The organism is Asticcacaulis solisilvae (assembly GCF_052327315.1).
Lineage (GTDB): Bacteria > Pseudomonadota > Alphaproteobacteria > Caulobacterales > Caulobacteraceae > Asticcacaulis > Asticcacaulis solisilvae_B.
The window spans coordinates 3426732-3449361 of record NZ_CP166196.1 but is presented as its reverse complement, the minus strand read 5'-3'; the positions used below and the strand labels follow the sequence as shown (position 1 = coordinate 3449361).

Below are 22630 nucleotides of genomic sequence, written 5' to 3'. Positions count from 1 at the left end.
GACCTATATACCTAACTAGCCAAGTCGGATTTGACAATCATGGCTAAATTGGCTAGTTAAATCCTGCAACCGCAGGAGATTGAGTCGTGTCCAGTCCTGAAACCCTTAGCCTCTATGAGTTCTTTAATCGTTTCCCCGATGAGGAAGCCGCTCGCAAGTTCTTCGAAGGCAAGCGTTGGGCTGATGGCGTCCACTGCCCGCACTGCGGCTCGGTCTCGGTTGCCGAGGTGAAGAACCAAAAGCCTATGCCGTATCGTTGCCGGGATTGCCGCCAGCATTTCAGCGTCCGCACTGGCACGGTTCTCGGCGATTCCCGCCTTCCTCTGCACAAGTGGCTGATGGCCATCTACATGATGACCACGGCCCGCAAGGGTATTCCTTCGACGCAGGTAGCGCGTGAACTCGGCATCACGCAGAAGTCCGCGTGGTTCCTCTGCCAGCGCATCCGCGAAACCTGGCTTGCACAGGCTGGCGACCACGATGCCGATATGGGTCCGACCGTTGAGGTTGACGAAACCTTCGTCGGCGGCAAGGAGACGAACAAGCACGCCTCCAAGAAGCTCAAGAAGGGCCGTGGCGCCGTCGGCAAGGCCGTCGTAGTGGGTGTGAAGGCTCGCACCGGTGAAGTCCGCGCCGCCCATGTCCAAGGCACCGACAAGGCCACGCTGCACGGCTTCATCAGCGCGCATGTCCAGCCGGGATCGCTGGTCTGCACGGACGAACATGCTGCCTATCGCGGTCTCACCAACTACGATCACATGACCGTCCGCCACAGCGCGGGCGAGTACGTGAACAACATGGCGCATACGAACGGCATCGAATCGTTCTGGTCTCTGCTCAAGCGTGGCTATTATGGCGTCTACCACTACATGAGCGTGAAGCACCTCAACCGCTACGTCGGCGAATTTGCCAACCGCCAGAACACGCTTAAATTCTCAACCCTGCAATTCATGGGCGCTACCGCTGAACGCATGATCGGCCGCCACATCAGCTACAAGGAACTGATCAATGCCTAAGGACGAAAAGACGGTCCATCCTATTGATGCGTCTTTTGACGCTTTGGCCGAAGCGATGGTTAAGCCTTCTTCTAAGGAGGCGCCGGAACAGCCAAGCATTTCGGCGACTCACAAAGGGATTCTGCCTATCGGTGGCCTCCAGTTGGAATGCTATGTGCTTGAAGATGGGCGCCGCGTATTTCACAAGCGTGGCATGGCCAAGGCCATGAGCTTGAAGTCCGAAGGCGGCAACGCTTTCATGAAGACTTTGGGCGGCAAAAACCTTGGATCCGAGATCGGCGAAAATCTGCGTAAAAAGATCGAAAATCCCATAGTATTCAATACATTTGGGTCGGATCCAGCCCACGGATACGAGGCTGAGGTTTTGGTCGATGTTTGCAAAGCCATCGTTCGCGCCTATGACAAGGGAAAGCTCAACAAGGCTCAGGAGCCGATGGTTGAGCAAGCCAAAGCCATCATCCATGCCCTTGCGAAGGTCGGTATTGTTGCGCTGATCGATGAGGCTACGGGTTATCAAACTGAACGCAGTCCCGACGCCCTCCGGCTTTTGGTCCAGGCGTACATAGAGCAAGAAAAGCGCGACTGGGAAAAAGAGTTTCCGGACGATTTCTATATCGCGCTCAACCGTGTCTATGGGTCAGAAACTCATGTGAAAAAAGCCGGAGGCGCAACGGTCATAAACAAGCCTCAGCACTTCGCCAATTTCACAAATAAGTATGTCTATGGCCCTCTGGAACACGGAGAGGTTCTAAAAGAGCTCCAGCGGCTTAACCCTCAGATTGATACGAAGGGAACCAGAAAGCAGCGTTTTCACCAGTTCTTGACCGAGGGCTATGGTCTCGAAAAACTGAGAAATCAGCGGCAAGAAGTCTTGACCATGCTCAAGCTGTCCGACGATATCGAACAGTTCAAAAGGTTTTATGAAAAGCGCTTTGGCCCGCTGGATGGCCAACTCTCAATGTTCCCGGACTTCTTCGGTCCGAAGAAAAGTTAGACGCCGCAATACATTTCGTGCGATATCAATATCGCGTGGCGAGGCCTTGAACAGCCGATCCGCGTGCGCAACTGCGCTCAGATATGGGGTTCCGACTATGTAGGTCGGGTGGCCCACGAAATGTAACACCCTTCGCGTGCTGGTGGCCCTTAGCGGGGAGACCGGCCGGGAAATACGTGGGGCGTGCATACCCATATCTGCGCGTGTTCAACCGCCCGACACCAGTCGGGGGATATGGGGAACACCATGCTCTTTCAACGGAGTGACGCATCGTCACGGCCGGTGGGCTTGGCTATAGCAGCCACACTTGCGGTCTGCGCCGCCACTGCGAGCGCCGGGACACCTAAGCGTATCGACCTTGTCGACGTCGAGCTCATCGATCCTGTCCAGGTCACCGCCAAGGCGACAGGCGATACCTTCCACGGCTTGGTTATTCCAGGCGCCATCATCTGCGACAGCTACGACAAGGCCGATGAGATGGCTTGGCGCTATGAGCAGCACGCCACAGACGTCATGCAGGACAAGGCCACAGGCGGCCGATCCAAGCTGATCAGAGGGAAACCAATGGCAGAGCCCGTCGTCACCGATTACGGATGCGTCTTGGTCCCCGCCGGACGCCCGATGACTTGGGGGCGCGGAAACCAAGGCGCCCCCATCGTAAGCGCCGTCTCCAAGAACGGAATCACCGTCACCGGCGTCACGCTGATGACCATGATGGAATTCAACGCTGTCGGTCAGTAGGTTTGCCGGGGATTGCCCGCCCCGGCACGGGGTTCTCTCCGAATCGACTCGATGTAAGATCAGGTTTCCACACGCGAACCAACATCAGCCGATGGAGAAGTCTCATGAGCGACAAGATAACACTCAAGATTACCGCCGCCTGCCCGAAATGCGGCAATGAAGGGATCATCGAGAACGACGGGAATGAAGCGTTCCCGTATTCCTGCCCCGCCTGCAAGATGGACATTTCCAGAGGCGAGTTCGATGCTTGGCTTTCCGACCGAAGCGGGGAGGCCGCCCGAAATCATCTGGAGGAGATGTTGCGGCGAGCCTTGAAATCCTGACAGGTCAGCCTCCAAGGCAATTTCAAAACTCTTGACGATCTTTCCCATCGCAACACTCTCCGTTGACGGTGAGCATACGCCTATGCGGCTAAGATTGGAATCCCCTGCGGTTTCTGGCTAGTTAGGTATATAGGTCCCTAAAAGAAGGCCTCCGAAATGACCCTTGCATCGCGAGCCGAGGGGGAGGGCGGCTCAAGCGGAAAGGGACTTCGGAGGCCTGTTCAAGTTTGCAGGGAGAAACAGGAGGCCGGCGGGGCGCCAGGGAAAAAGCGCCGCGCCGGGTGGTCGGTACAGGCTTACTCGGCGGCCTGGAGCACCTGGGCCGAGGCATCGGCCGTCTTGATGGCGATCTGCTTCGCCTTCTTGGCCTCCGGCACTTCGAGCTTGAGGCCGATGGAAAGCAGGCCGTTGGCCAGGTCGGCTTCGGTTACGCGGATATGGTCGGCAAGCTGGAAGCGGCGTTCGAAGCTCCGCTCGGCCAGGCCGCGATGCAGGAAGGTGCGGCTGGCGTCTTCGCCGTCCTTCTTGCCGGTTACGGTCAGGACGTTTTCCTTGACCTCAATGGCAAGCTGTTCCGGACGGAAGCCGGCGACGGCGATTTCGATGCGGTAGGTGTCGCCTGCGTCCTCGGCGCCGGCAATGCGCTCGATATTGTACGGCGGCCAGCCCGGCGTGGCGTCGGTGCGGGCGGCGCTGTCGAGCAGGTTGACCAGGCGGTCAAAACCGACGGCGGAACGGTAGAGGGGCGAGAAATCGATAGCGGTACGCATAGGGGCTCTCCTTATCAAAAAGCGAGGCTTACGGACGGAGTACATCGTCCATAAAGGTTTGATTTGGTTCATCATCTACACTCCCGATTGGGCAGTGCCGTGAACCAGAAGGCCCGTCAGCGGCGCCTTCGGGTTAAGATTTGGGAGCCGTTTTCCGGCGTTCAAGGACGGCGATGAAAATTTTTTCGCCGTCCCATCAGCTCGCGATTACAGCTTCATGTAAGGCCCCCACATGAAGGCGACGGCGCCGAAAGTCCCGACAGCCATCAAGCCTGTCAGTATGAGGACGAGGCTTGCGACGGCGCGCCGGACTATGGCGCTGTGGCTGCGCTGGGCCAGGAGATAGGTTTCCAGCACGGCCAGGGGAAGAAGAAAGGCGGCGAATTGCAGGGCGATATCGACGGGGCTCGACAAGGTGTTGTTCATGCCGGCGCCGTGGGCAAGCAACACCCACGCCATGATGAAGATGCGCAGGAACCAGACGCCGTTGACCACCATGAAGGTGCGCATGGCCCAGGGCCGGTGTGCGTCGAGACGGCGCGTCGCCGCCAACCGCCAGGCGATGGTGGCGAAGACGATGATCAAGGCGGCTTCGAGCGTTATCGCAACGCCGGAAATGACGAACACATAGGTCGGGCGTATCCAGACCAGCCACAGGCCGCCCAGGGCCATCAGGTAGGCGATGACAAGGAATATCCGGCCGTTCCAGCGATGGAAGGCGGGCACACGGGCACGGATGGCGGGGATGAGCTGGATAAGCCCGCCCAGCGTGATATAGGCCGCCAGCAGGACGTGCATGCCGAACATGATGTTGCCGGCAAGGTCGCCGGCGACATAGCCCTTGAGGATCGGTTTGTCGTTCCAGCCGGCATAGTTTCCCTGGATGGTCTTGCGGCCGTAATGGGCGAGGATCATCCACACGAAGGCCAGTTGTCCCACGGCGGCGGTCAGGTACCAGACGAGGCCGGCACGGCGTAGCAGGGTGGTGCCGGGCGCGGCGGAAGATTGGGCGGGGTTGGCCATGATGTGGCGATCCTTTTGCAGCGGGTGTCGCGGCAAACTTGCGGGATCGGCAGGCTCCGTCTCGCCGATTTGGAAATCGGCGATGTTTTGTTGAGGGATTTTCAGATCGTTTCGGCTAATGTTCCGTCGATCAGGGGAAAATGGTGACCGCAGTCCGTTACATTGCCGTTCAGCAGCCCGTGCCGTCGGGTGGCGGGGACCTTGTGGAGGTCCGGCTCTACGCCGGACTGTTCGCCGCTTCGATCCTTGCCTTCTGCGGCAGCCGCTGGCTGGGCGGATGGACCGGCGACGTGCTGGCGATCGCGGGCAACGCCACCTGCGGATGGTCTTGGCTGCTCGTGCGCGCCCTGTTTCATCGATCGTCGCGGCGCGGGATCTCCTGGCCTCTCGCTGTTGTTCTGGGGATGGCGGCAAGCGGTGCTATTCTGCGGCTGTACGGTCACGCAGACGGCACAGTGTCGCGCATCGTGGGCAATATGGAGATGCTCACCAGTTCCACCGTCCTGTTGCTGGCGCTGGTCGAGCCGCTGCGCAATCTCACCTCCGAAACGCCGTTGGGAGAAAAGCGCTTCCGCGTGATTTTTGCGGGAACGTATGCCGTCCTTCTGGCCGTGGCGGTCGTGTGGATCAATGGCTCGCCGGCCGGCAGTCTGGCGGCGCGGTGGGCCACCGGAATCAAGGTCGGGTGCGCCTTTCTGGCGCTGCTCTGCATGATCGCCGCGATCTGGTACCGCGGGCATCATCCCTTGCCGGCCGTAGCCGCCAGAAAGCGGCGGGAGCCCGTGGCCGGGGAGGAACATCTGGCAAGCCGCGTGGCCGGCCTGATGGCCGACGACGACGTCTATGCGGTTGCCAGTCTGAAGGTTGCCGATCTGGCGAAGCGCCTCGGCGAGCCCGAATACAAGGTGACGCAGTGCATAACCGGCGCGCTGGGCTTTCGGAACTTCAACCACATGGTCAATTCGTTCCGCATCGCAGAGGCCAGGCGACGGCTGGCCGACCCGAATCTCGACGATCTGCCGGTACTGACGATCGCGCTCGATTGCGGCTTCGGGTCGATCGGCCCGTTCAACCGCGCGTTCAAGGCCGAGCTGGATATGACGCCGACGGCGTACCGCGAAAGCTGCCGCGCCGACGTCCCGGAGTCCGTATCTTAAGCCTTGGCGGCGACCTTACGCTGCTTCGGCGTCAGCTTGGCAAAGTCCTCGTCGATTTCCTTCGCCGTCAGCAGCGAGTGGTGGTGGTCTTCTTCCGCCAGCAGACGGACGGCTTCCAGCGCTGCCTGGCAGCCCATGCCGGCGGCCGTTACGGCCTGGCGATAGGTGTCGTCGGTGACGTCGCCGGCGGCGAAGACGCCCTTGATCGAGGTCTTCGGCGTGCCCGGCTCGACGACGATATAGCCGCCGGTCTTGGTTTCCAGCTGGCCTTCGAAGATCTGCGAGGCCGGCGCGTGGCCGATGGCGATGAAAACGCCGTCGAGGTCGATGACGCGGTAGTCGTCGGCGTTTTTCGTCGACTGAAGACGGACGCCAATGACGCCCATGCCGCCGAATTCGTTGGTTTCGCCGAGAATCTCGTCGATCTGCACGTTCCACACCGGCTCGATCTTCGGGTCGTTGAGCAGGCGCTCGACCAGGATCTTTTCGGCGCGCAGCTCTTCGCGACGGTGGATCAGGTAGACCTTGGCGGCGAACTTTGTGAGGAACAGCGCCTCTTCGACGGCGGTATTGCCGCCGCCGACCACGGCCACGACCTTGTTGCGGTAGAAGAAGCCGTCGCAGGTCGCACAGGCCGACACGCCGAAGCCCTGATAGGTCTTTTCGGAGTCGAGGCCCAGCCATTTGGCCTGGGCGCCGGTGGCGATGATCACAGTCTCAGCCAGGTATTCCGCTCCGCTTTCCGTGGTCAGGCGGTAGGGGCGTTGTTGCAGGTCGGCCCTGGTCACGATCTCACCGATGATTTCGGTGCCCATGTGCTCGGCCTGGGCGCGCATCTGGTCCATCAGCCACGGCCCCTGGATGACTTCGGCAAAGCCAGGATAGTTCTCGACATCGGTGGTAATGGTCAGCTGGCCGCCGTCCTGCGGACCGGTGAAGATGACCGGCGACAACAGCCCGCGCGCCGCATAGATGGCGGCGGTCCAGCCGGCGGGGCCGGTGCCGATGATGGCGCAGCGAACGGACCGGGGGGCAGCGGGGGCTTTGGGCATGACGGGGCTCTGGAATCGCAAAAGTTAACGGCCCTTTAGATAGGGGGCCGTCATGCGATTGTCACGCCGTAACGCGTAAGGGATCTCTTTTTTCGGCGTAAAGCTGGAGCAGGTGGCGGGCGGCGCGCGCCGTCTCGTCCAGCGGCACATAGGACCAGTGTTCGAGATGGCCGGAAAACGGCTTGGCAATACCGTGCATGCGCAAGGCGCGGTGGAAGGTCTCGAACTTGCCGCCTTCCTTCAACCGATCCAGCGCCAGCATATGCAGGGGCTTGCCGGTCGCGGCGGCTTCGGTGGTCATATTGACCGAGTCTTCCGTCACCAGGATATGGTCGGCGGCGTGCAGGAAGGCAAAATAGGGATTGTCGCCCTCTCCGTCATAAAGGATGCCGGGAGTGTCTTTCAGCACATCCTTGATGACCGCGCGGGCAGGTTCCGGCGTGCGGCGCGACAGGGTCAGCAACATCGAGCCATTGACCTCGGCGACCGCCAGCTTGACCTGCAAGGCCAGGGCGGCGGCGCGGTCGAGCGACAGGTCGTAGGCCCGGGACTTGCCGCCGATCAGAACCGCTATGTGCGGCCCTTTCAGCTGCGTCAGCTGTTGCCGCCATTTCATGTAGTCGGCGGCCAGCATGTCGCGCGTGATGCGGTTGGTCGAGCCCAGCAAAGGCAGGACATTGGGCGCCACCAGCCCGTCGTGCTCGGGCGCTATGACCAGGTCGAAGGTCTTGAGGTCGGTCTTGGGATCCTGAAGCTGGACAACGAAGGTGTCGCCGTGACTGCGTTTTCTCATGCGCAGTGAAAAGGGCAGGCTGGCGCGGCCGGCGGCGATCCAGATATCCGGATAAGGGGCAGCGATGCGGTCGCTGTCGCCCGCCAGCATGGAGTCGGGCAAGACCTTCAACGCCGTGGGCCAGCGGTCGAAGAGCGGCGCATAGTGCACGCGCTTGACGGTGATCTCGGCAGGGGTCTGGCGGGCAATCGCCTCGGCCAGGCCGAGCGCCTGGTTCTCGATCCCGGCCCGGCCATCGGACACGGCCCACACCGTCAGCGGCCTGGACAGTGAAGACTTTGGCACGGCGGCGGGCATGTCCATGCGATCAGGCCCGCGATATCTGATGCGGGCCCGACAGCCGGAACAGACTGGCGTGGACTAGATCCATTCGACCTTGGTGATTTCGTAGGCCTTGACGCCGCCCGGGGTCACGACCTCGACGACATCGCCGACTTCCTTGCCGATCATGGCGCGCGACAGCGGTGACGACAGCGAAATCTTGCCCGATTTCACGTCGGCTTCGTGGTCGCCCACGACCTGGTAGCGGCCTTCTTCCTCGGTGTCCTCGTCGATAACGGTGACGGTGGCGCCGAACTTGATCTGGCCGCCGCTCAGCTTGGCGACGTCGATGACCTGGGCACGGCTCAGCTTGTCCTCGATGTCGGCGATCTGACCTTCGATCCAGCCCTGGCGTTCCTTGGCGGCATGATATTCCGCGTTTTCCGACAGGTCGCCGTGCGAACGGGCTTCGGCGATGGCGGCGATAACGGCGGGGCGTTCGACGGACTTCAAACGCTTCAGTTCATCGTCCAGAGATTTGTAGCCCTGGACGGTCATCGGCACTTTTTCCATGTGCGATTATTGTCTTCAGCCCCCCTGAGGAATGACAAAAACCCAACAGCCGGTCGAGGGGGATACGACCGGTCGGGTCAGATAGGTTTGCGGGTGCCGGCTTGCAAGAGGCGCTGCCAGGAGAAGTTCGGCGCGCGATGCAGGCCTCCTGCCGCATCTTCGCCTTCGCAGGCGCAAACAACGGCAGGGCAGCCCTTATAGTTGGATTTGGCCTGAATTGAAATAGCGATTATGTAAAGGGGCGATAAGGGGTTTTTACCCGTTGATCGCCACGGTTTTCGGCTTTGGCTGACGATCGCGATCGACCAGGCGCAGGTCCATCAGCTTGATCGCCAGTTCGCGCGCTTCGGCCTTCATATCCGCCGCCGGCTTGGTCTGGATGGCGCCGCGGCCTGTGGCGGTGCTTTGCACCGTATCGGCATGGGCGATCTCGACCGGTTCGCCGTCCGGACGCTCGACGACGAAGCTGATGTTCAGATTGTCGTTGTGCAGGACCGAGGTCGGCAGCTGGATGGTGTGCTCGCTGGTCTTGTGCGTCAGGTCGAGTTCCGAAACCTTGCGGCCGTTGACCAGGACCTTGACTAGGACGGGGCGGAAGCTCTTGGCCTTGAGGTGCAGGTCGATGGCGCGCGGGTTGGCGTAGTCGAACTGCACGTGCTTGATCGGAATCTGTACCTCGGCCTTGGGGCCGTCGGTCCAGGTGCCGTCATATTCCGGCTGCGACCAGTTTTCGTCGAGCAGGCAGGTCCCCTGGTCCAGCCAGCCGAAGCGGACTTCGGACGACAGCGGGCTCCACACCGGCTGTTGCAGCGGCAGGTCCTTGGCGCCGTCGGGCGGAATGATCCATACGCCGTCGAGCATACGCAGGCGCGATTGCAGCTCCGGCGGCGCGTCGCACTGCTTGAGGAAGACGAACAGGCGGTCGTTGCGCACCTGGCCGCGCTTGAAGGCATCCTGGTCGGCCTGCATATGGGCGATCTGGATCAGGTTTTCCCGCGCCGGATACATGGTGTTGACGGGCTTGGCCTGCGACGTGGCGCGCCAGGTCAGCTCATAGAAGAGCTTGTCGTTGAAATGGACGTTGACCGGATAGAAGTCGACGCCGTTCGAATCCGCGACCAGCTTGTCCCACAGGGGGGACTGCGTCAGGTAATAGGTCTGGGGCTTTTCGGCCAGCGACGTCGCGTCGCGCATGGTGACGGCGAAGCCATTGAGGTCGATGGCCTGCAGCACCAGGATGGCCGGCAGCAGCACGGCGACGGTGCGGGCGCGCGACTTGTAGAGCACGACCAGGGCCGCGAAGACCATGCAGTAGCCGATGGGCCACAGGAAACGGCCCGACGCGCGCAGGATGGCCAGCACGTTCTTCGTCGCCGGCGGCAGGTCGAAGAACAGGATGGTCTGGCCGAAGATCTGGACGCGGTTGGTCAGGGCGAAGGCCGCGAGAATCACGAACGGAATGATCAGAGGCTTGAGCGACTTCAGGAAGGCGCGCGATTCTTTTGCTTCCGGGGTGACGATATAGAGGATGACCGCCGAAACGATCAGCACCAGCAGGCCGAAGCCGAGATACTGATAGCCCTCGAACGCCTGACCCGGGCTTTGCGGCCAGGCCTTGAGGAAGTTCGAGAAATCCTGGACGACAGGATTGAAGAACGAGTCGATGCCGGCCGAATAATAGGCCCAGCCGCCGGCGCCGGGGCTTTGGCCGGCAGCGTAGGCGCCTGCCAGACCCATGGTGATCAGCGGCACGGCGAAGGTGATGATGCCGCGCGAGACGACCACGGCCAGGGTCTTGCGGTCGAACGTGCGGGCCGCCGGCCAGAAATAGCGCAGCATGTCGCCGCCCCAGATGGTCACGACCATGAACAGGATATAGGGATGGATCATGCCTGTCAGGCCGAGCAGGGCGATCCAGCCGCGCGTCTTGGCGTCGAAGAAATCGCCGATCCTGGTCAGCGCGGCCTTGAGGCGCGACGTGCCTTCGGCGATCAGCGTCGGTGTACCGGCCTGGACGTTGACGACCAGGTGCAGGGCCCACAGGATCAGCCACTGCGCCATCAGCGTGTCGTGGCGCATGCGGTAATAAAGACAGGGCAGGGCCGACAGGGCGATGGCGCCGCCCAGCGCCGCCCAGCGGTTCGGCGCGTGCGGCCGCACCAGCTTCCACGCGAAGATGAAGTGCAGGCAGACGCAGAAGAAGAACCAGGGGCCGATATATTGGAAATTCTGCGGCAGGAAGGCGCGGAACGGCTTGAAGATAAAGGCGAACAGCGGATTCGAGTCGGTATAGATGACCGACAGGCCGGTCGGCGCGTAGAGCAGGGCTTCATGGTTGCCCGCCGACCACGGCGTATGGCGAAACGCGTTCCAGCCCAGGACGTGCTGGCCCCAGTCGGCGACCATCAGCCAGCCTATGCGCGTCGGATCGAGCACGAAAGGATTGAAGAACGCAAGAAACAGCAGCACAGGCGTAATCAGGCACACGCCCCGGAACAGACCGTTGCGGACGGCGGGCGGGGTCGTCTTAAGCCAGTTTACGGCTTGGCTGGGCAGCTGCCAGGCAGGCAAACGCATGGTCGTCAAACTCAAGTGGAGGTCCGGCTGGGCGGGCGCCTGCAAACCTCATGCAACGGGCAAAAAGGGACAGTCGTTCCGCGGCGCAATAATAGCGGATTCTGCAGTATTCACAAGGGTGTGATCATCAGGACACGCCCTGTTCGCAACACATGTTATTTCAACTGTGTTGCGAAACGCGGGGCGGAGCCCGAACCTGTGCTTCGTAGAGCTTGGAAGTGTAAGGGATTATTTTTTCTTGTCATTTCCGGATGGCACAGCCAATATCCTTCGAAATTCATACTCGGGGGAATGTGGCTGATGATTATCTGGGGCTCACGCGGGCTAAAAAAGGTCGTATCGGCGGGACGGTTTCATTGTCCGCGCTGCGGGCCTGACAAACCCTATGACCAAATCGCGGTCAATCGCTGGTTCACACTCTATTTCATTCCCGTGATCCCGCTGGGCGCCGCCGGCCACTATATCGAGTGCAAAGCCTGCGCGGGCACCTTCGACACACAGGTCAAGAACTACGATCCGGACGTTGCGCAGGCGGAATTCCAGGCCAAGCTCGATTCCGCCGTGGCGCGCACCGCACTTGTCTTGCTGGCGGCAGGGGGAGACGTCGGTGACACGGCGTTGAGGCATCTTGCGGAGCTTATGGAGACGCATATGCGCCGCATCGTGGAGCCTTATCGCCTTGGAGAAATCCTGCTCGACGCGCAGGCGCGCAAGCTCACCGCCAAATCGATTCTGACACCCATCGCCCACAGTCTCAGCAACCAGGGCAAGACCTTGGTTCTGCAAATCCTGCGCGCGTGCGTCGATGGTGAATTCTCACCGGCGCAGCGGAAAATCTTCGACGAAGCGGGGGTTACCCTGGGTTTCCGCCGCAAGGACCTTGAGCCCTTTCTGACCCCGGCCCCTCAGACGGCGTGAACCTCATCTATCGCCTGACGGGTGCGGTAACGGCGGGCGGCGTCAATGCCTTGGTTCTGCTGGCGCCGGTTGTTTTGCTGCGACACGCGCCGTTTGGGGACATCGGCCTTTTAACCGCGATTGCCGGGCTTAGCCTGGCCGTCGCGGTCGAAACCTTTTGCGGGCTACCGGTGCCTGTATCCGTGTCTGCCCGAAGCGCAGGCGATCTGGACTGGCTTAACTGGTTGCAGGGGCTGGCCTTGTTGGCCAGTTTCGAAGCCTGTTGCGGTTGGCGCGCATGTCATCCTGTGCAGGCTTCGGTGTGGCTAGCGGCAGGGGCGATACTGTTGATGACGGGCGTGGCCTTGCGAGCCGCGGCGATCCTTCGCTTAGGTGCGGGGTTCACCAATTCCGCAGTGCCCGGAAACGACACCTTGTGTACCGGTGGCGTCTATGCCTGGCTTCGTCATCCGGCGGAAACCGGGCTGTGTCTGATCGTCACTGGATTTACCGGGGCGCTTGAAGCCTGGCCGATCGCTGCAACAACCCTGCCGGCTTTCGCGGTGTTGTCAGTCCTGCGCATGCGATTGGAAGACCGCGGCCTGGCCCGCGCCTTTCCTGACGCGTTCCAGGCCTATTGTCGGCGTGTTCGCCTGTAATCACGCATATTCCTGCAGCGGCCGGACATCCAGGCTGCCCTTGCGCTCGGCGGCAATGGCGCGGGTGGCGGCCACGGCGCCGGAGGCCGTCGTGTAGTACGGGATCTTCATCATCAGCGTGGTGCGGCGGATCGAGAAGCTGTCCGAAAGCGACTGCTTGCCTTCGGTCGTATTGATGACCAGGGCGATCTCGCCGTTCTTGATGGCGTCCAGGATGTTCGGACGGCCTTCCAGCACCTTCTTGACGCGTTCGACGGCGACGCCGTGTTCGGCCAGGTAGTCGCAGGTGCCGCCTGTGGCGACGACCTGGAAGCCCATGGCCAGCAACTGGCGCACCGATTCGACGATCACCGGCTTGTCCTGGTCCTTGACCGAGACGAAGACCTTGCCCGAGGTCGGCAGCTTGGTGCCGCTGCCCAGCTGCGACTTGGCGAAGGCGCGCGAGAAGGCTTCGATCATGTCCTCGCCGTCGCGTACCCAGTCCAGCCCCATGACCTCGCCGGTCGAACGCATTTCTGGTCCCAGGACCGTGTCGACATTGGCGAAGCGGGCAAACGGGAAGACGGCTTCCTTGACGGCGACATGGCGATAGTCACGCGAGCTGAGGTCGAACGACTTCAACGTCTTGCCGGCCATGACCTTGGCGGCGATGCCGGCCAGCGGCTGGCCCAGGGTCTTGGCGACGAAGGGCACGGTGCGCGAGGCGCGCGGATTGACTTCCAGCACGTAGATCTTGGGATCGGTGTACGGATTTTCGATGGCGAACTGGACGTTCATCAGGCCGCGGACCTTGAGCGCGCGGGCCAGTTCGATCGTCTGGCGTTCCAGTTCCTTGACCGTCTCCGGCTTGAGCGAGAAGGGCGGCAGCGAGCAGGCCGAGTCGCCCGAGTGCACGCCGGCCTCTTCGATATGTTCCATGATGCCGGCGACGAAGACGTCCGTGCCGTCGGCCAGGGCGTCGGCGTCGACCTCGATGGCGGCCGACAGGTACTGGTCGATCAGCACCGGCGAGTCGCCCGAAACCTGCACGGCTTCGCGGACGTAGCGCGTCAGTTGCTCGTCGTCGCGGATGATCTCCATGGCGCGGCCGCCCAGCACGTAGGACGGGCGGATGACGATCGGATAGCCGACCTCGTGCGCCGCCTTGAAGGCTTCTTCCGGCGTGCGCGCGATGGCGTTGATGGGCTGGGTCAGCTCGATGTCGCGCAGCAGGTGCTGGAAGCGCTCGCGGTCTTCGGCCAGGTCGATGGCGTCTGGCGAGGTGCCGAGGATCGGAATGCCTTCGTCCTCCAGCGCCTGAGCCAGCTTCAGTGGCGTCTGGCCGCCGAACTGCACGACGACGCCGGCCAGTTCACCCTTCTTCTGCTCGACGTGGATCAGTTCCAGCACGTCTTCGGCGGTCAGGGGCTCGAAATAGAGGCGGTCCGAGGTGTCGTAGTCGGTCGACACGGTCTCGGGGTTGCAGTTGACCATGATGGCCTCGATGTCGATGTCCTTGAAGGCAAAGGCAGCGTGGCAGCAGCAGTAGTCGAACTCGATCCCCTGGCCGATCCGGTTGGGACCGCCGCCGAGGATGATGGCTTTCTTGCGATCGGACGGATCGGCTTCGCATTCCGGCACCTGGCCGAGCGCACCCGATTCGTAGGTCGAATACATGTAGGCGGTCGACGATGCGAATTCGGCGGCGCAGGTGTCGATGCGCTTGAAGACCGGGCGGACGTCGAGGGCGCGACGGGCGGCGCGGACGTCCTTTTCCGGCTGACCGGTCAGTTGCGACAGGCGCTTGTCCGAGAAGCCGAGCGCCTTGAGCGCGCGGAAGGCTTGCGCCGATTTCGGCAGGCCCAGCGCGCCGATCTTGGCTTCCTCGGAAACAATTGTTTCGATCTGGCGCAGGAACCACGGCTCATACTGGCACGCGGTGTTGATGTCCTCGACGCTGAGGCCGTGGCGGAAGGCCTGGGCGATGACGCGCAGGCGGTCCGGCGTCGGCACGCCCAGCTGGCGGATGATGGCTTCGCGCACGGCGTGCGGCTCCGCGTCCTTGACGCCCGGGATGTCGATCTCGTCGAAGCCCGACAGGCCGGTTTCCAGGCCGCGCAGGGCCTTTTGCACCGACTCGGCGAAGGTCCGGCCGATCGCCATGACTTCGCCGACCGACTTCATCGACGTGCCGAGCAGCGGCTCGGAACCCGGATACTTTTCGAAGGCGAAGCGCGGGATCTTGGTAACGACGTAATCGATCGACGGCTCGAACGAGGCCGGCGTCGTCTTGGTGATGTCGTTTTGCAGTTCGTCGAGCGTGTAGCCGACGGCCAGCTTGGCGGCGATCTTGGCGATCGGGAAGCCGGTGGCCTTCGAAGCGAGCGCCGAAGAGCGCGACACGCGCGGGTTCATCTCGATGACGATCATGCGGCCGTCATCGGGGTTGAGCGCGAACTGCACGTTCGAGCCGCCGGTTTCGACGCCGATCTCGCGCAGGACGGCGAGACTCGCCGAACGCATGCGCTGGTATTCCTTGTCGGTCATGGTCAGTGCCGGGGCGACCGTGATCGAATCACCCGTGTGCACGCCCATGGGATCGACGTTTTCGATCGAGCAGACGATGATGCAGTTGTCCGCCTTGTCGCGGACGACTTCCATTTCGTATTCCTTCCAGCCGAGGATCGACTCTTCGATCAGCACTTCGGTGGTCGGCGAAAGATCGAGGCCGCGCTCGACGATTTCCTTGAATTCTTCCTGGTTGAAGGCGATGCCGCCGCCGGTGCCGGCCAGGGTGAAGGACGGGCGGATGACCGCCGGCAGGCCGCCGATCGCCTTCAGGCCCTCGACCGCTTCGTCCCAGGTGTGGGCGACGGCGGACTTGGCCGATTCCAGGCCCAGCTTGTCCATGGCGTCGCGGAACTTCTGACGGTCTTCGGCCTTGTCGATGACGTCGGCCTTGGCGCCGATCATTTCGACATTGTACTTGGCCAGCACGCCCGAATTTTCCAGCGCCAGCGCGGTGTTGAGCGCCGTCTGGCCGCCCATTGTCGGCAGAAGTGCGTCGGGGCGCTCTTTCGCGATGATCTTTTCGACGAACTCAGGCGTGATCGGCTCGACATAGGTCGCGTCGGCCACGTCCGGGTCGGTCATTATGGTCGCCGGGTTCGAATTGACCAGGATGATGCGGTAGCCTTCCTGGCGCAACGCCTTGCAAGCCTGGACCCCCGAATAGTCGAACTCGCAGGCCTGTCCGATGACGATGGGGCCGGCGCCGATGATCAGGATGGACTTCAGGTCTGTGCGTTTGGGCATCTTGGTCTTTCGTATTCGTGCGACAAAAGCGGGCGGTGACGATGTCACTGTCCGCTTCGTGAAGGGCCGGGCCGCCGGCCAGGATATTTGGGCTAAGCGGGTGCTTTAGTGGCAATGGATGTGCAGCGCAACAGATTCTTGAACCGAATCTTAATTCGTCGCGCAAATGCCGTTGCCTGAGTCGTCCTCAGCGCATGGCCACGGTCAGTGTCTGCACCGGATTGACCGGCTCCTCGCCACAGCGCAGCTCGACGTAAAGATGGGCGGTTTGGTGGCCGATGCCGGGCATGGCGCCCAGATAGTCCTCGGCTTCGACGCGCTGACCGGTGCGGACCGACAGGCGATCGAGCCCCGTCAGGACGACGCGGTAATTGTCGCCGATATCGAGGATGACGACCTGGCCGAGATTGGGAACCCGACCGGCGAATTCGACCTTGCCGTCGGCGGGCGCCGTAACGGAAGCGCGGCCGGCGGTGGCGTAGACGATGCCGCGGCTGTGCAGCCCGGCGCCGGTCGAGTCGGCCGGATTGGTCTCGCCGAAGCCCACGACCACATGGCCTTCGACAGCCGGAGACAGGGCAGCGCCGGCGCAAGTGGTTTGTGCGTGAACCGGCAGGGTCATGAGCAGCCCCGTGACCAGCAGGGCGGGCAGGACGGCGATCTTCAGACCGCGGGAGACAAACTTGCCGAACATGACATCACCGATTCTTCGAACAGCCGATCTTGCGCCGGCATGAACGACTATGGGCGAGCAGCCTTAATCCCCACCGAAAACATTATTACGCGGAGGTCGTAATTGACCAATGCGTAAAGCCGCCACCAAAAATCAGCCAGAAGGCTAATTCGGCCGGAACATGTAGCCGACGCCGTAGACAGTCTGGATCAGGGGCTGGTCGCCTTCCGGCGCGACATAGTCGAGCTTCTTGCGGAAGCGCGAGATCAGGGTATCGAGCGAGCGTTCGGTACTGAAATCATGCAGGTCCGCCATGCGGTCCAGCAGCTGTTCACGGCGCAGGGGGCGGTCGCGCTGGCTCAGGAAGACATGCAGCAAGGCGAATTCGGCCGAGGACAGAGCCAGAACCTTGTCGGCCGGGCTGGTCAGGCGGCGCGTCTTGTTGTCGAGCGTCCAACCGAAGAAGCGCACCGTGTCCGGGACTTCGGCCGACCGCGCGGGCGCACGGCGCAGCACGATGCGGATGCGCACGGCCAGCTCGTCCATGTTGAACGGCTTGGCCATGTAGTCCTCGGCGCCGAGGTTCAGGCCCTGGATGCGGGCCTGGTCTCCGGCGCTGGCGCTGAGCATGATGATGGGCGGGCCGCCGGCGTGACTGACGCGGGCGCAGATATTGGGGCCGCTTTCGCCGGGCATCATCGAATCGAGGACGATCAGGTCGACCGCTGTGTCGGCGAGGATGGCGTCCATGGCCACGCCGCCATCGGCCATGAGCACGGTGAAACCGCGGCGCGACAGCCCGGCCTGGACCAGTTCGCGCATGTCTTCGGTATCGTCGACTACCAGGACTGTTGGCAGGACTTCAGTCGGGCTAAGCGAATCGTCGGCCATGGGTTTCCGTGCGTTGCCATTGAACGCTAGGAAGGCTTGCGGCGATGGTCAAGCACGCGCAGGTTTGCCCGCACACCAAAGGGTTTAGGCTTCGACTGTCTGGCTTTCGCGCATATATTCGGCGAAGCGTTCGAAGAGATAAAGGCTGTCGACGGGGCCGGGCGAGGCTTCCGGGTGGTGCTGGACGCTGAATACCGGCTTGTTCGCCATGGCGATGCCGCAGTTCGAGCCGTCGAACAGCGAAACGTGCGTTTCGACGACGCCCTCCGGCAGGCTGTCGCGGTCGATGGCGAAGCCGTGGTTCATCGACACGATCTCGACCTTGCCGGTGGTGACGTCCTTGACCGGGTGATTGGCGCCGTGGTGGCCCTGTTCCATCTTGATGGTGCGGGCGCCGAGCGCCAGGCCCAGCATCTGGTGACCCAGACAGATGCCGAAGACCGGCAGACCGGCCTCGATCAGCTTGCGGATCACGGGCGCTGCGTATTCACCCGTGGCTGCGGGGTCGCCGGGGCCGTTCGACAGCAGGACGCCGTCGGGCTTGCGCGCGATAATGTCCTCGGCCGAGGTCTTGGCGGGCACGATCTGGACGTCGGCGCCGATATCGACCAGGGCGCGAAGGATGTTCTGCTTGACGCCGTAGTCGATGACCACGACCTTGAAATTGTGTTTTTTTCCGTCTTCGAAGCCCTGCGGCCATTGCCACAGGTCGGTGGTGTAGGCGGCGGAATGGGCAACCGTCGCGGCCGGCGCCAGGTCGAGGCCGCCGATACCGCTCCACGCCTTGGCCTTTTCGATGAGGGCGGGCAGGTCGAATGTGCCTGATGGCGAATGGGCCACGATGCCGTGCGGCATGCCCTTGTCGCGGATGCGCTTGGTCAGCGCGCGCGTGTCGATACCGGCGATGGCGACGATGTTGCGCGATTTCAGCCAGTCGTCGAAGCTCATGTCCGAGCGCCAGTTGGCGGGCGGGGTCGGCAGGTCGCGGAAGATCGCGCCCTTGGCCGCACGCGTGGGATCGTTGCCCAGTTGCTCGACGTCTTCGGAATTGACGCCGACATTGCCGACGTGGGGGAAGGTGAAGGCGATGATCTGTTCCATGTAGGACGGGTCGGTCAGGATTTCCTGATAGCCCGTCATCGCCGTGTTGAAGCAGACTTCGCCCAGCGCTTCGCCCGCCGCGCCGCAGCCCAGGCCCTGATAGACCGTGCCGTCGGCCAGAACCAGCACGCCGGTGCAACCGGGCAGGAGTTCAGTTTTCGACGTATCGGGCATGGGCGGACTCACTTTGTAACGGGGGCGGAAGGCAAACGGCGGCACACATAGGGACAGAGGCCCTCCGGTTCAAGTCTTAATCGTTCATTGGGACAAATTAAGCGGGCTCGTCCTCGCCCACGCGCAGGCGATGCGTGGTCTCGAAGGCTTTCGGAGTCTGCGGCTTGACGAACAGCGCACTGACGGTCGGATGCGCCTTGCGCACCTCGGCTTCGAGGTGGCTGACCATGTCCTCGACATCGACGATGCTCAAACGGTCGTCGAATTCGACGCTTATCGCAACCACCACATTGGTCGGCGACATCTGCGAGGTGAGGATGCCGTTTACCCCTGCAATGCCGTCCATTTTTCTGGCCAGGGCCACGACGGCGTTCTGCAGGGCCGGGTCGGCGCGTTCCCCGATCAGCAGGTCCTTGCTTTCGCGCGCCAGGACCATCGCCACGATCGCCAGGACCACGGCGATCAGCAGCGACGCCATGCCGTCATAGCGTGGATCGCCGGTGGCCACCGATAGCCAGGTGCCGAGGAAGGCGACGAAAAGGCCGATGATCGCCGCCGTGTCTTCCAGCAGCACCATGAACTGCGGCGGGTCCTTGCTGCGCACGACGACCTGCCACCAGGTCTGGTCGCCCTTGGTCCTGTGCAACGCCTTGAAGGCGACCCACCACGAGCCGCCTTCGAAGACCAGCGACAGGAAAAGCACGATATAGTTGACCCAGGGCCGGTCGATCGGCTCGGGATGCCGCAGGTGGTGGATGCCTTCGTATGCGGCGACGCCGGCGCCGACGGCGAAGATCAGCAGCGAAACGATGAAACTCCAGAAATAGAGCTCGCGGCCGTAGCCGAACGGATGGTCGGCATCCGGCGGGCGCTGTGAACGATGCGTGCCGTAGAGCAGCAGGACCTCGTTGCCGGTGTCGACAAAGCTGTGCACGGCCTCCGACAGCATGGCCGATGAGCCGGTAAAAACGGCGGCCACGGACTTGGTCGCCGCCACCAGCAGGTTGCCGGCCAGCGCCGCAAGAATGACGTTTCGCGACTCCGTGGCCATGCCTGTCCTCCGAACCTTTTCAGCTAAGCGGCCGCCCGTAAGGAATCAATCGGTTGCTAAGCGGCCCCTGGCGCGCCATATCGGCGGCGAAGGAGTCAATGTCATGCGGCGGATCATTGTCGGCACGGTGGTGGTTGTCTGCGTCGCGGTGCTGATCAGCCTTGGCCTGTGGCAGGTGCAGCGCCTGGCGTGGAAGACCGACCTGATCGCGCGCGTCAATGCGCGGGTGAATGCGCCGGCCGTGGCGGCACCTCCGGCAACGGCTGTTGTGTCGGTAAAGGAAGACGAATACCGCCACGTGGCAGTGCGCGGCCGTTTCCTCAATGCCGCCGAGGCGCAGGTCTATACGGTCAGCGACTATGGCGGCGGCTATTGGGTGATGACGCCCCTGAAGCGCGACGACGGCACCATCGTGTTTATCAATCGCGGTTTTGTGCCGATCGACAAGCAGGACCCGAAGACGCGCGCGGCCGGCGATACGGACGCCGAGGTGACCGTCACAGGCCTGCTACGCATCCCCGAAACCAGGGGCTGGCTGTTCTCCCAGGCCAACGATCCGGCAAGCGACCGCTGGTACCGGCGCGATATCGCGGCGATCGCGGTGGCGCGGCACCTTGGGCCGGTCGCGTCCTATTTTATAGACGCCGACGCGACCCCCAATCCCGGCGGCTGGCCGAAGGGCGGGCTGACCGTCATCCATTTCCCCAACAGCCACCTGATGTACGCCATCACCTGGTTTTCCATGGCGCTGGGGCTGGCGGGCGTAACGATCTGGCTGACCTGGTTCAGGAAGCCGTCTGCGGACTGAGGCCCGCCTCGGCCGGCGCATCGATATCGAAGGCGAAACAAGCGCCGTCCAGATCGTCGGCGGTCCGTTCGAACACCAGCCGCAACTGGCCGCCGTGCGACTGCACGACCTGGCGCGCCAGGCTCAGGCCGACGCCCGAGCCGTTGGCCTTGGTGGTGTAGAAGGGCAGGAAGATCTGGGCTTCGCGATCGGGGGCGATGCCGGGGCCGGAATCCTGCACGCGAAAGGTCGGCCGGCCCTGAATGACGTCGAGCTCAAGCCGCACGCGGGGTTCGGGCTTCGCGAGCGCGGCCTGGGCGGCGTTGTTAAGCAGGTTGCCGACGCACAGCCACATCTGGTCCGCATCCATCACGGCGCGCAGGTCGGCGAGCGCGCGGATGTCGAGCGTCACTCCTTTTTCATCCCATTGCGCCTCGAAGCTTTCGCGCATGACGTCCAGCCAGGCGGAAAGCCCGACCGGGGCAAGGTCCGGCGGCGGCAGGCGTGTCAGGGTGCGATAGGCGTTGAGGAACTGCGCCAGGCCGTCGGTGCGCGCCACGATGCGTTCCAGTGCCCGGATCGCCCGGGCTGGTCCCTGCGGTTTCCCCTCCTTCAGGACCTCGAGCGCCGTGCGGCTCATCGAGGTCACAGGCGTAAGGGCGTTCATCAGCTCATGGTTCAGAACGCGCAGCAGGTCGCGCAGGACAGTGGCTTCGGCGGCGCGGACCTCGGCGGAAATATCGGTCATCACCACCAGCTGGGACGCCTCGTCGCGGCCTTCGATGGTCGTATGCTCCAGCGCGTACGTCGCGCCCTGCCAGGTGACCTGGCCGCCGGTGCGCCCGAAATCCCCGCCGTCGCCAAGCAGCCGGCGTTTTGTCGCGACCGGCAGGGCATAGGCGACATTGAACAGCTTGCGCGCGGCGCGGTTGACGGCGATGACCTGGCCGTCGTCCGGCAGCAGAAGCAGCGGCGAGGGCGTCTGGTCGAGCAGGACCTGCAGGCGCCGCCGGCTGAGTTCAGCCGTATAGATGGCGCCGGCATCGGTCTGCCGGCGCGGAACACCGTGGCCCGGCTGACGGAAAATCTGCGTCGCGGAGGCATAGGCCAGAAGTCCGGCGGCCAGCCCGCACAGCAGGCTGGTGGCATAGAGCGCATGGCCGAGCGAGACCCACGCCACGGCGCCCATGGCGAACACGCCGGCCTGGGCAGTGATGACGACGAACAGCCGCCTATAGTCCATGTTTTTCCATGCGCCGGTACAGCGCCCCCCGCGTCAGCCCCAGGTCCTTGGCGGCGTGCGAGATGTTGAACTGGCGGCGCTCCAGCGCGATTCGGATCAGGTCGCGCTCCGAACGTTCCAGGTTGACGTCGCGCGGCGGCGGCGGCCGGCGCGGATCGTCGATGGCCGCGCGGATGCTGGCCAGGAAGCGGTCGTTGTTCCACGGCTTGACGACGAAGTCCTGGGCGCCGATGCGCATGGCCTCGACGGCGATGGCCATGCCCGAATGGCCTGTCACTACCACGACCGGCAGGTGCGGGTGGTCGTGCATGTGCTGACGCAGGAAGGCCAGGCCCGCCTGGCCCGAGGTTTCGCCGCGCTGGAAGTTGAGATCGAGCAGCACGATGTCGAAAGCCTGTTCGGCCAAAAGACGCGCGGCGTCCTCGGGCGTTTGCGCCGCGACAAGCTCGAAGCCGTTGCGCGCCAGCATCATTTCGGCGGCTTCCACGACGTCGGGATCGTCGTCGAGAAACAGGGCGCGTTCCGCCGCCGGCGGGACGTCGTCGTCTGGATTGAGGTCGGTTTCCGGCGTGTTCATTTT

General features: G+C 62.9%; 21 protein-coding genes. 7 read left to right on the top strand and 14 right to left on the bottom strand.

Going from position 1 to position 22630, the window contains the following annotated elements:
• Positions 1-86: 86 nt before the first annotated feature.
• The 3 genes from AB8717_RS16320 (at position 87) to AB8717_RS16310 (ending at position 2751) form a co-directional block, all read left to right on the top strand.
• Entirely contained in the window at positions 87-1016 is a 930-nt protein-coding gene (locus AB8717_RS16320; protein ID WP_443748374.1) for an IS1595 family transposase, read from the top strand.
• A complete protein-coding gene (locus AB8717_RS16315) occupies positions 1009-2010 on the top strand; it encodes a P63C domain-containing protein (protein WP_443748373.1) in 1002 nt (333 codons plus the stop codon). The genes AB8717_RS16320 and AB8717_RS16315 overlap by 8 nt, the downstream gene beginning before the upstream one ends.
• A 288-nt stretch (positions 2011-2298) precedes the next feature.
• Positions 2299-2751 (top strand): hypothetical protein, encoded by a 453-nt coding sequence (locus AB8717_RS16310; RefSeq protein WP_443748372.1) that lies wholly within the window; start codon positions 2299-2301, stop codon positions 2749-2751.
• A 59-nt stretch (positions 2752-2810) separates the two neighbouring features.
• On the opposite strand, the gene AB8717_RS16305 is transcribed toward AB8717_RS16310, so the two are convergent.
• From AB8717_RS16305 to AB8717_RS16295, 3 genes are all read right to left on the bottom strand, one after another.
• Positions 2811-3122 carry a hypothetical protein gene (locus AB8717_RS16305; RefSeq protein WP_443748371.1) on the bottom strand — a complete coding sequence of 104 codons (312 nt, stop codon included), beginning with the start codon at positions 3120-3122 and terminating at the stop codon, positions 2811-2813.
• Positions 3123-3370: 248 nt separating this feature from the next.
• Positions 3371-3844, bottom strand: a complete 474-nt coding sequence (locus AB8717_RS16300; protein ID WP_443748370.1) for an Hsp20 family protein — start codon at positions 3842-3844, stop codon at positions 3371-3373.
• Between the two features lie 207 nt (positions 3845-4051).
• The gene (locus AB8717_RS16295; protein ID WP_443748369.1) at positions 4052-4867 is read right to left on the bottom strand and encodes a DUF2306 domain-containing protein; all 816 of its coding nucleotides are present in this window, start codon (positions 4865-4867) and stop codon (positions 4052-4054) included.
• 140 nt (positions 4868-5007) lie between these two features.
• On the opposite strand from AB8717_RS16295, the gene AB8717_RS16290 reads away from it, so the two are divergent.
• The gene (locus tag AB8717_RS16290; RefSeq protein ID WP_443748368.1) at positions 5008-6024 is read left to right on the top strand and encodes a helix-turn-helix domain-containing protein; all 1017 of its coding nucleotides are present in this window, start codon (positions 5008-5010) and stop codon (positions 6022-6024) included.
• Here the strand turns inward: AB8717_RS16290 and trxB are convergent.
• The 4 genes from trxB to AB8717_RS16270 form a co-directional block, all read right to left on the bottom strand.
• Positions 6021-7076 (bottom strand): thioredoxin-disulfide reductase, encoded by a 1056-nt coding sequence (trxB, locus tag AB8717_RS16285; RefSeq protein WP_443748367.1) that lies wholly within the window; start codon positions 7074-7076, stop codon positions 6021-6023. The two genes, AB8717_RS16290 and trxB, sit on opposite strands and share 4 nt — an antisense overlap.
• A gap of 61 nt (positions 7077-7137) precedes the next feature.
• Entirely contained in the window at positions 7138-8172 is a 1035-nt protein-coding gene (locus tag AB8717_RS16280) for a mitochondrial fission ELM1 family protein (protein WP_443748366.1), read from the bottom strand.
• A gap of 57 nt (positions 8173-8229) precedes the next feature.
• The gene (gene greA / locus AB8717_RS16275) at positions 8230-8703 is read right to left on the bottom strand and encodes a transcription elongation factor GreA (protein WP_443748365.1); all 474 of its coding nucleotides are present in this window, start codon (positions 8701-8703) and stop codon (positions 8230-8232) included.
• Between the two features lie 255 nt (positions 8704-8958).
• The gene (locus tag AB8717_RS16270; protein ID WP_443748364.1) at positions 8959-11280 is read right to left on the bottom strand and encodes a DUF6311 domain-containing protein; all 2322 of its coding nucleotides are present in this window, start codon (positions 11278-11280) and stop codon (positions 8959-8961) included.
• A gap of 300 nt (positions 11281-11580) precedes the next feature.
• Between AB8717_RS16270 and AB8717_RS16265 the strand changes: the two genes are divergently transcribed.
• Positions 11581-12198, top strand: a complete 618-nt coding sequence (locus AB8717_RS16265; RefSeq protein WP_443748363.1) for a zinc-ribbon domain-containing protein — start codon at positions 11581-11583, stop codon at positions 12196-12198.
• On the top strand, positions 12195-12836 hold the full coding sequence (locus AB8717_RS16260) for a methyltransferase family protein (protein WP_443748362.1): 642 nt from the start codon (positions 12195-12197) through the stop codon (positions 12834-12836). Before AB8717_RS16265 ends, AB8717_RS16260 begins: the two co-directional genes overlap by 4 nt.
• On the opposite strand, the gene carB is transcribed toward AB8717_RS16260, so the two are convergent.
• The 5 genes from carB to AB8717_RS16235 form a co-directional block, all read right to left on the bottom strand.
• Positions 12837-16130 carry a carbamoyl-phosphate synthase large subunit gene (gene carB, locus AB8717_RS16255; RefSeq protein ID WP_443748361.1) on the bottom strand — a complete coding sequence of 1098 codons (3294 nt, stop codon included), beginning with the start codon at positions 16128-16130 and terminating at the stop codon, positions 12837-12839.
• Positions 16131-16317: 187 nt separating this feature from the next.
• Positions 16318-16824, bottom strand: coding sequence for a murein hydrolase activator EnvC family protein (locus AB8717_RS16250; RefSeq protein WP_443748360.1), 507 nt, complete (start codon positions 16822-16824; stop codon positions 16318-16320).
• A gap of 144 nt (positions 16825-16968) precedes the next feature.
• On the bottom strand, positions 16969-17694 hold the full coding sequence (locus AB8717_RS16245) for a response regulator (RefSeq protein ID WP_443748359.1): 726 nt from the start codon (positions 17692-17694) through the stop codon (positions 16969-16971).
• 84 nt (positions 17695-17778) lie between these two features.
• A complete protein-coding gene (carA, locus tag AB8717_RS16240; RefSeq protein WP_443748358.1) occupies positions 17779-18969 on the bottom strand; it encodes a glutamine-hydrolyzing carbamoyl-phosphate synthase small subunit in 1191 nt (396 codons plus the stop codon).
• Positions 18970-19066: 97 nt separating this feature from the next.
• Positions 19067-20020: a cation diffusion facilitator family transporter gene (locus AB8717_RS16235; protein WP_443748357.1), complete on the bottom strand. Its 954-nt coding sequence runs from the start codon at positions 20018-20020 to the stop codon at positions 19067-19069.
• Between the two features lie 103 nt (positions 20021-20123).
• Here AB8717_RS16235 and AB8717_RS16230 point away from each other — a divergent pair, with 103 nt between their 5' ends.
• A complete protein-coding gene (locus AB8717_RS16230; protein WP_443748356.1) occupies positions 20124-20828 on the top strand; it encodes an SURF1 family protein in 705 nt (234 codons plus the stop codon).
• Here the strand turns inward: AB8717_RS16230 and AB8717_RS16225 are convergent.
• Complete coding sequence (locus AB8717_RS16225) at positions 20806-22050, bottom strand: sensor histidine kinase (RefSeq protein WP_443748355.1); 1245 nt, start codon at positions 22048-22050, stop codon at positions 20806-20808. The two genes, AB8717_RS16230 and AB8717_RS16225, sit on opposite strands and share 23 nt — an antisense overlap.
• The gene (locus AB8717_RS16220) at positions 22040-22627 is read right to left on the bottom strand and encodes a response regulator (protein ID WP_443748354.1); all 588 of its coding nucleotides are present in this window, start codon (positions 22625-22627) and stop codon (positions 22040-22042) included. Before AB8717_RS16220 ends, AB8717_RS16225 begins: the two co-directional genes overlap by 11 nt.
• Positions 22628-22630 lie beyond the last annotated feature (3 nt).

Coding starts and splice junctions, on each gene's coding strand:
- AB8717_RS16305 (WP_443748371.1), bottom strand. CDS start 3,122: ATGGGAAAGATCGTCAAGAGTTTTGAAATTGCCTTGGAGGCTGACCTG.
- trxB (WP_443748367.1), bottom strand. CDS start 7,076: ATGCCCAAAGCCCCCGCTGCCCCCCGGTCCGTTCGCTGCGCCATCATC.
- AB8717_RS16265 (WP_443748363.1), top strand. CDS start 11,581: ATGATTATCTGGGGCTCACGCGGGCTAAAAAAGGTCGTATCGGCGGGA.
- AB8717_RS16295 (WP_443748369.1), bottom strand. CDS start 4,867: ATGGCCAACCCCGCCCAATCTTCCGCCGCGCCCGGCACCACCCTGCTA.
- AB8717_RS16235 (WP_443748357.1), bottom strand. CDS start 20,020: ATGGCCACGGAGTCGCGAAACGTCATTCTTGCGGCGCTGGCCGGCAAC.
- AB8717_RS16225 (WP_443748355.1), bottom strand. CDS start 22,050: ATGGACTATAGGCGGCTGTTCGTCGTCATCACTGCCCAGGCCGGCGTG.
- AB8717_RS16245 (WP_443748359.1), bottom strand. CDS start 17,694: ATGGCCGACGATTCGCTTAGCCCGACTGAAGTCCTGCCAACAGTCCTG.
- AB8717_RS16280 (WP_443748366.1), bottom strand. CDS start 8,172: ATGGACATGCCCGCCGCCGTGCCAAAGTCTTCACTGTCCAGGCCGCTG.
- AB8717_RS16270 (WP_443748364.1), bottom strand. CDS start 11,280: ATGCGTTTGCCTGCCTGGCAGCTGCCCAGCCAAGCCGTAAACTGGCTT.
- AB8717_RS16250 (WP_443748360.1), bottom strand. CDS start 16,824: ATGTTCGGCAAGTTTGTCTCCCGCGGTCTGAAGATCGCCGTCCTGCCC.
- AB8717_RS16230 (WP_443748356.1), top strand. CDS start 20,124: ATGCGGCGGATCATTGTCGGCACGGTGGTGGTTGTCTGCGTCGCGGTG.
- AB8717_RS16300 (WP_443748370.1), bottom strand. CDS start 3,844: ATGCGTACCGCTATCGATTTCTCGCCCCTCTACCGTTCCGCCGTCGGT.
- greA (WP_443748365.1), bottom strand. CDS start 8,703: ATGGAAAAAGTGCCGATGACCGTCCAGGGCTACAAATCTCTGGACGAT.
- carB (WP_443748361.1), bottom strand. CDS start 16,130: ATGCCCAAACGCACAGACCTGAAGTCCATCCTGATCATCGGCGCCGGC.
- AB8717_RS16315 (WP_443748373.1), top strand. CDS start 1,009: ATGCCTAAGGACGAAAAGACGGTCCATCCTATTGATGCGTCTTTTGAC.
- AB8717_RS16220 (WP_443748354.1), bottom strand. CDS start 22,627: ATGAACACGCCGGAAACCGACCTCAATCCAGACGACGACGTCCCGCCG.
- carA (WP_443748358.1), bottom strand. CDS start 18,969: ATGCCCGATACGTCGAAAACTGAACTCCTGCCCGGTTGCACCGGCGTG.
- AB8717_RS16290 (WP_443748368.1), top strand. CDS start 5,008: ATGGTGACCGCAGTCCGTTACATTGCCGTTCAGCAGCCCGTGCCGTCG.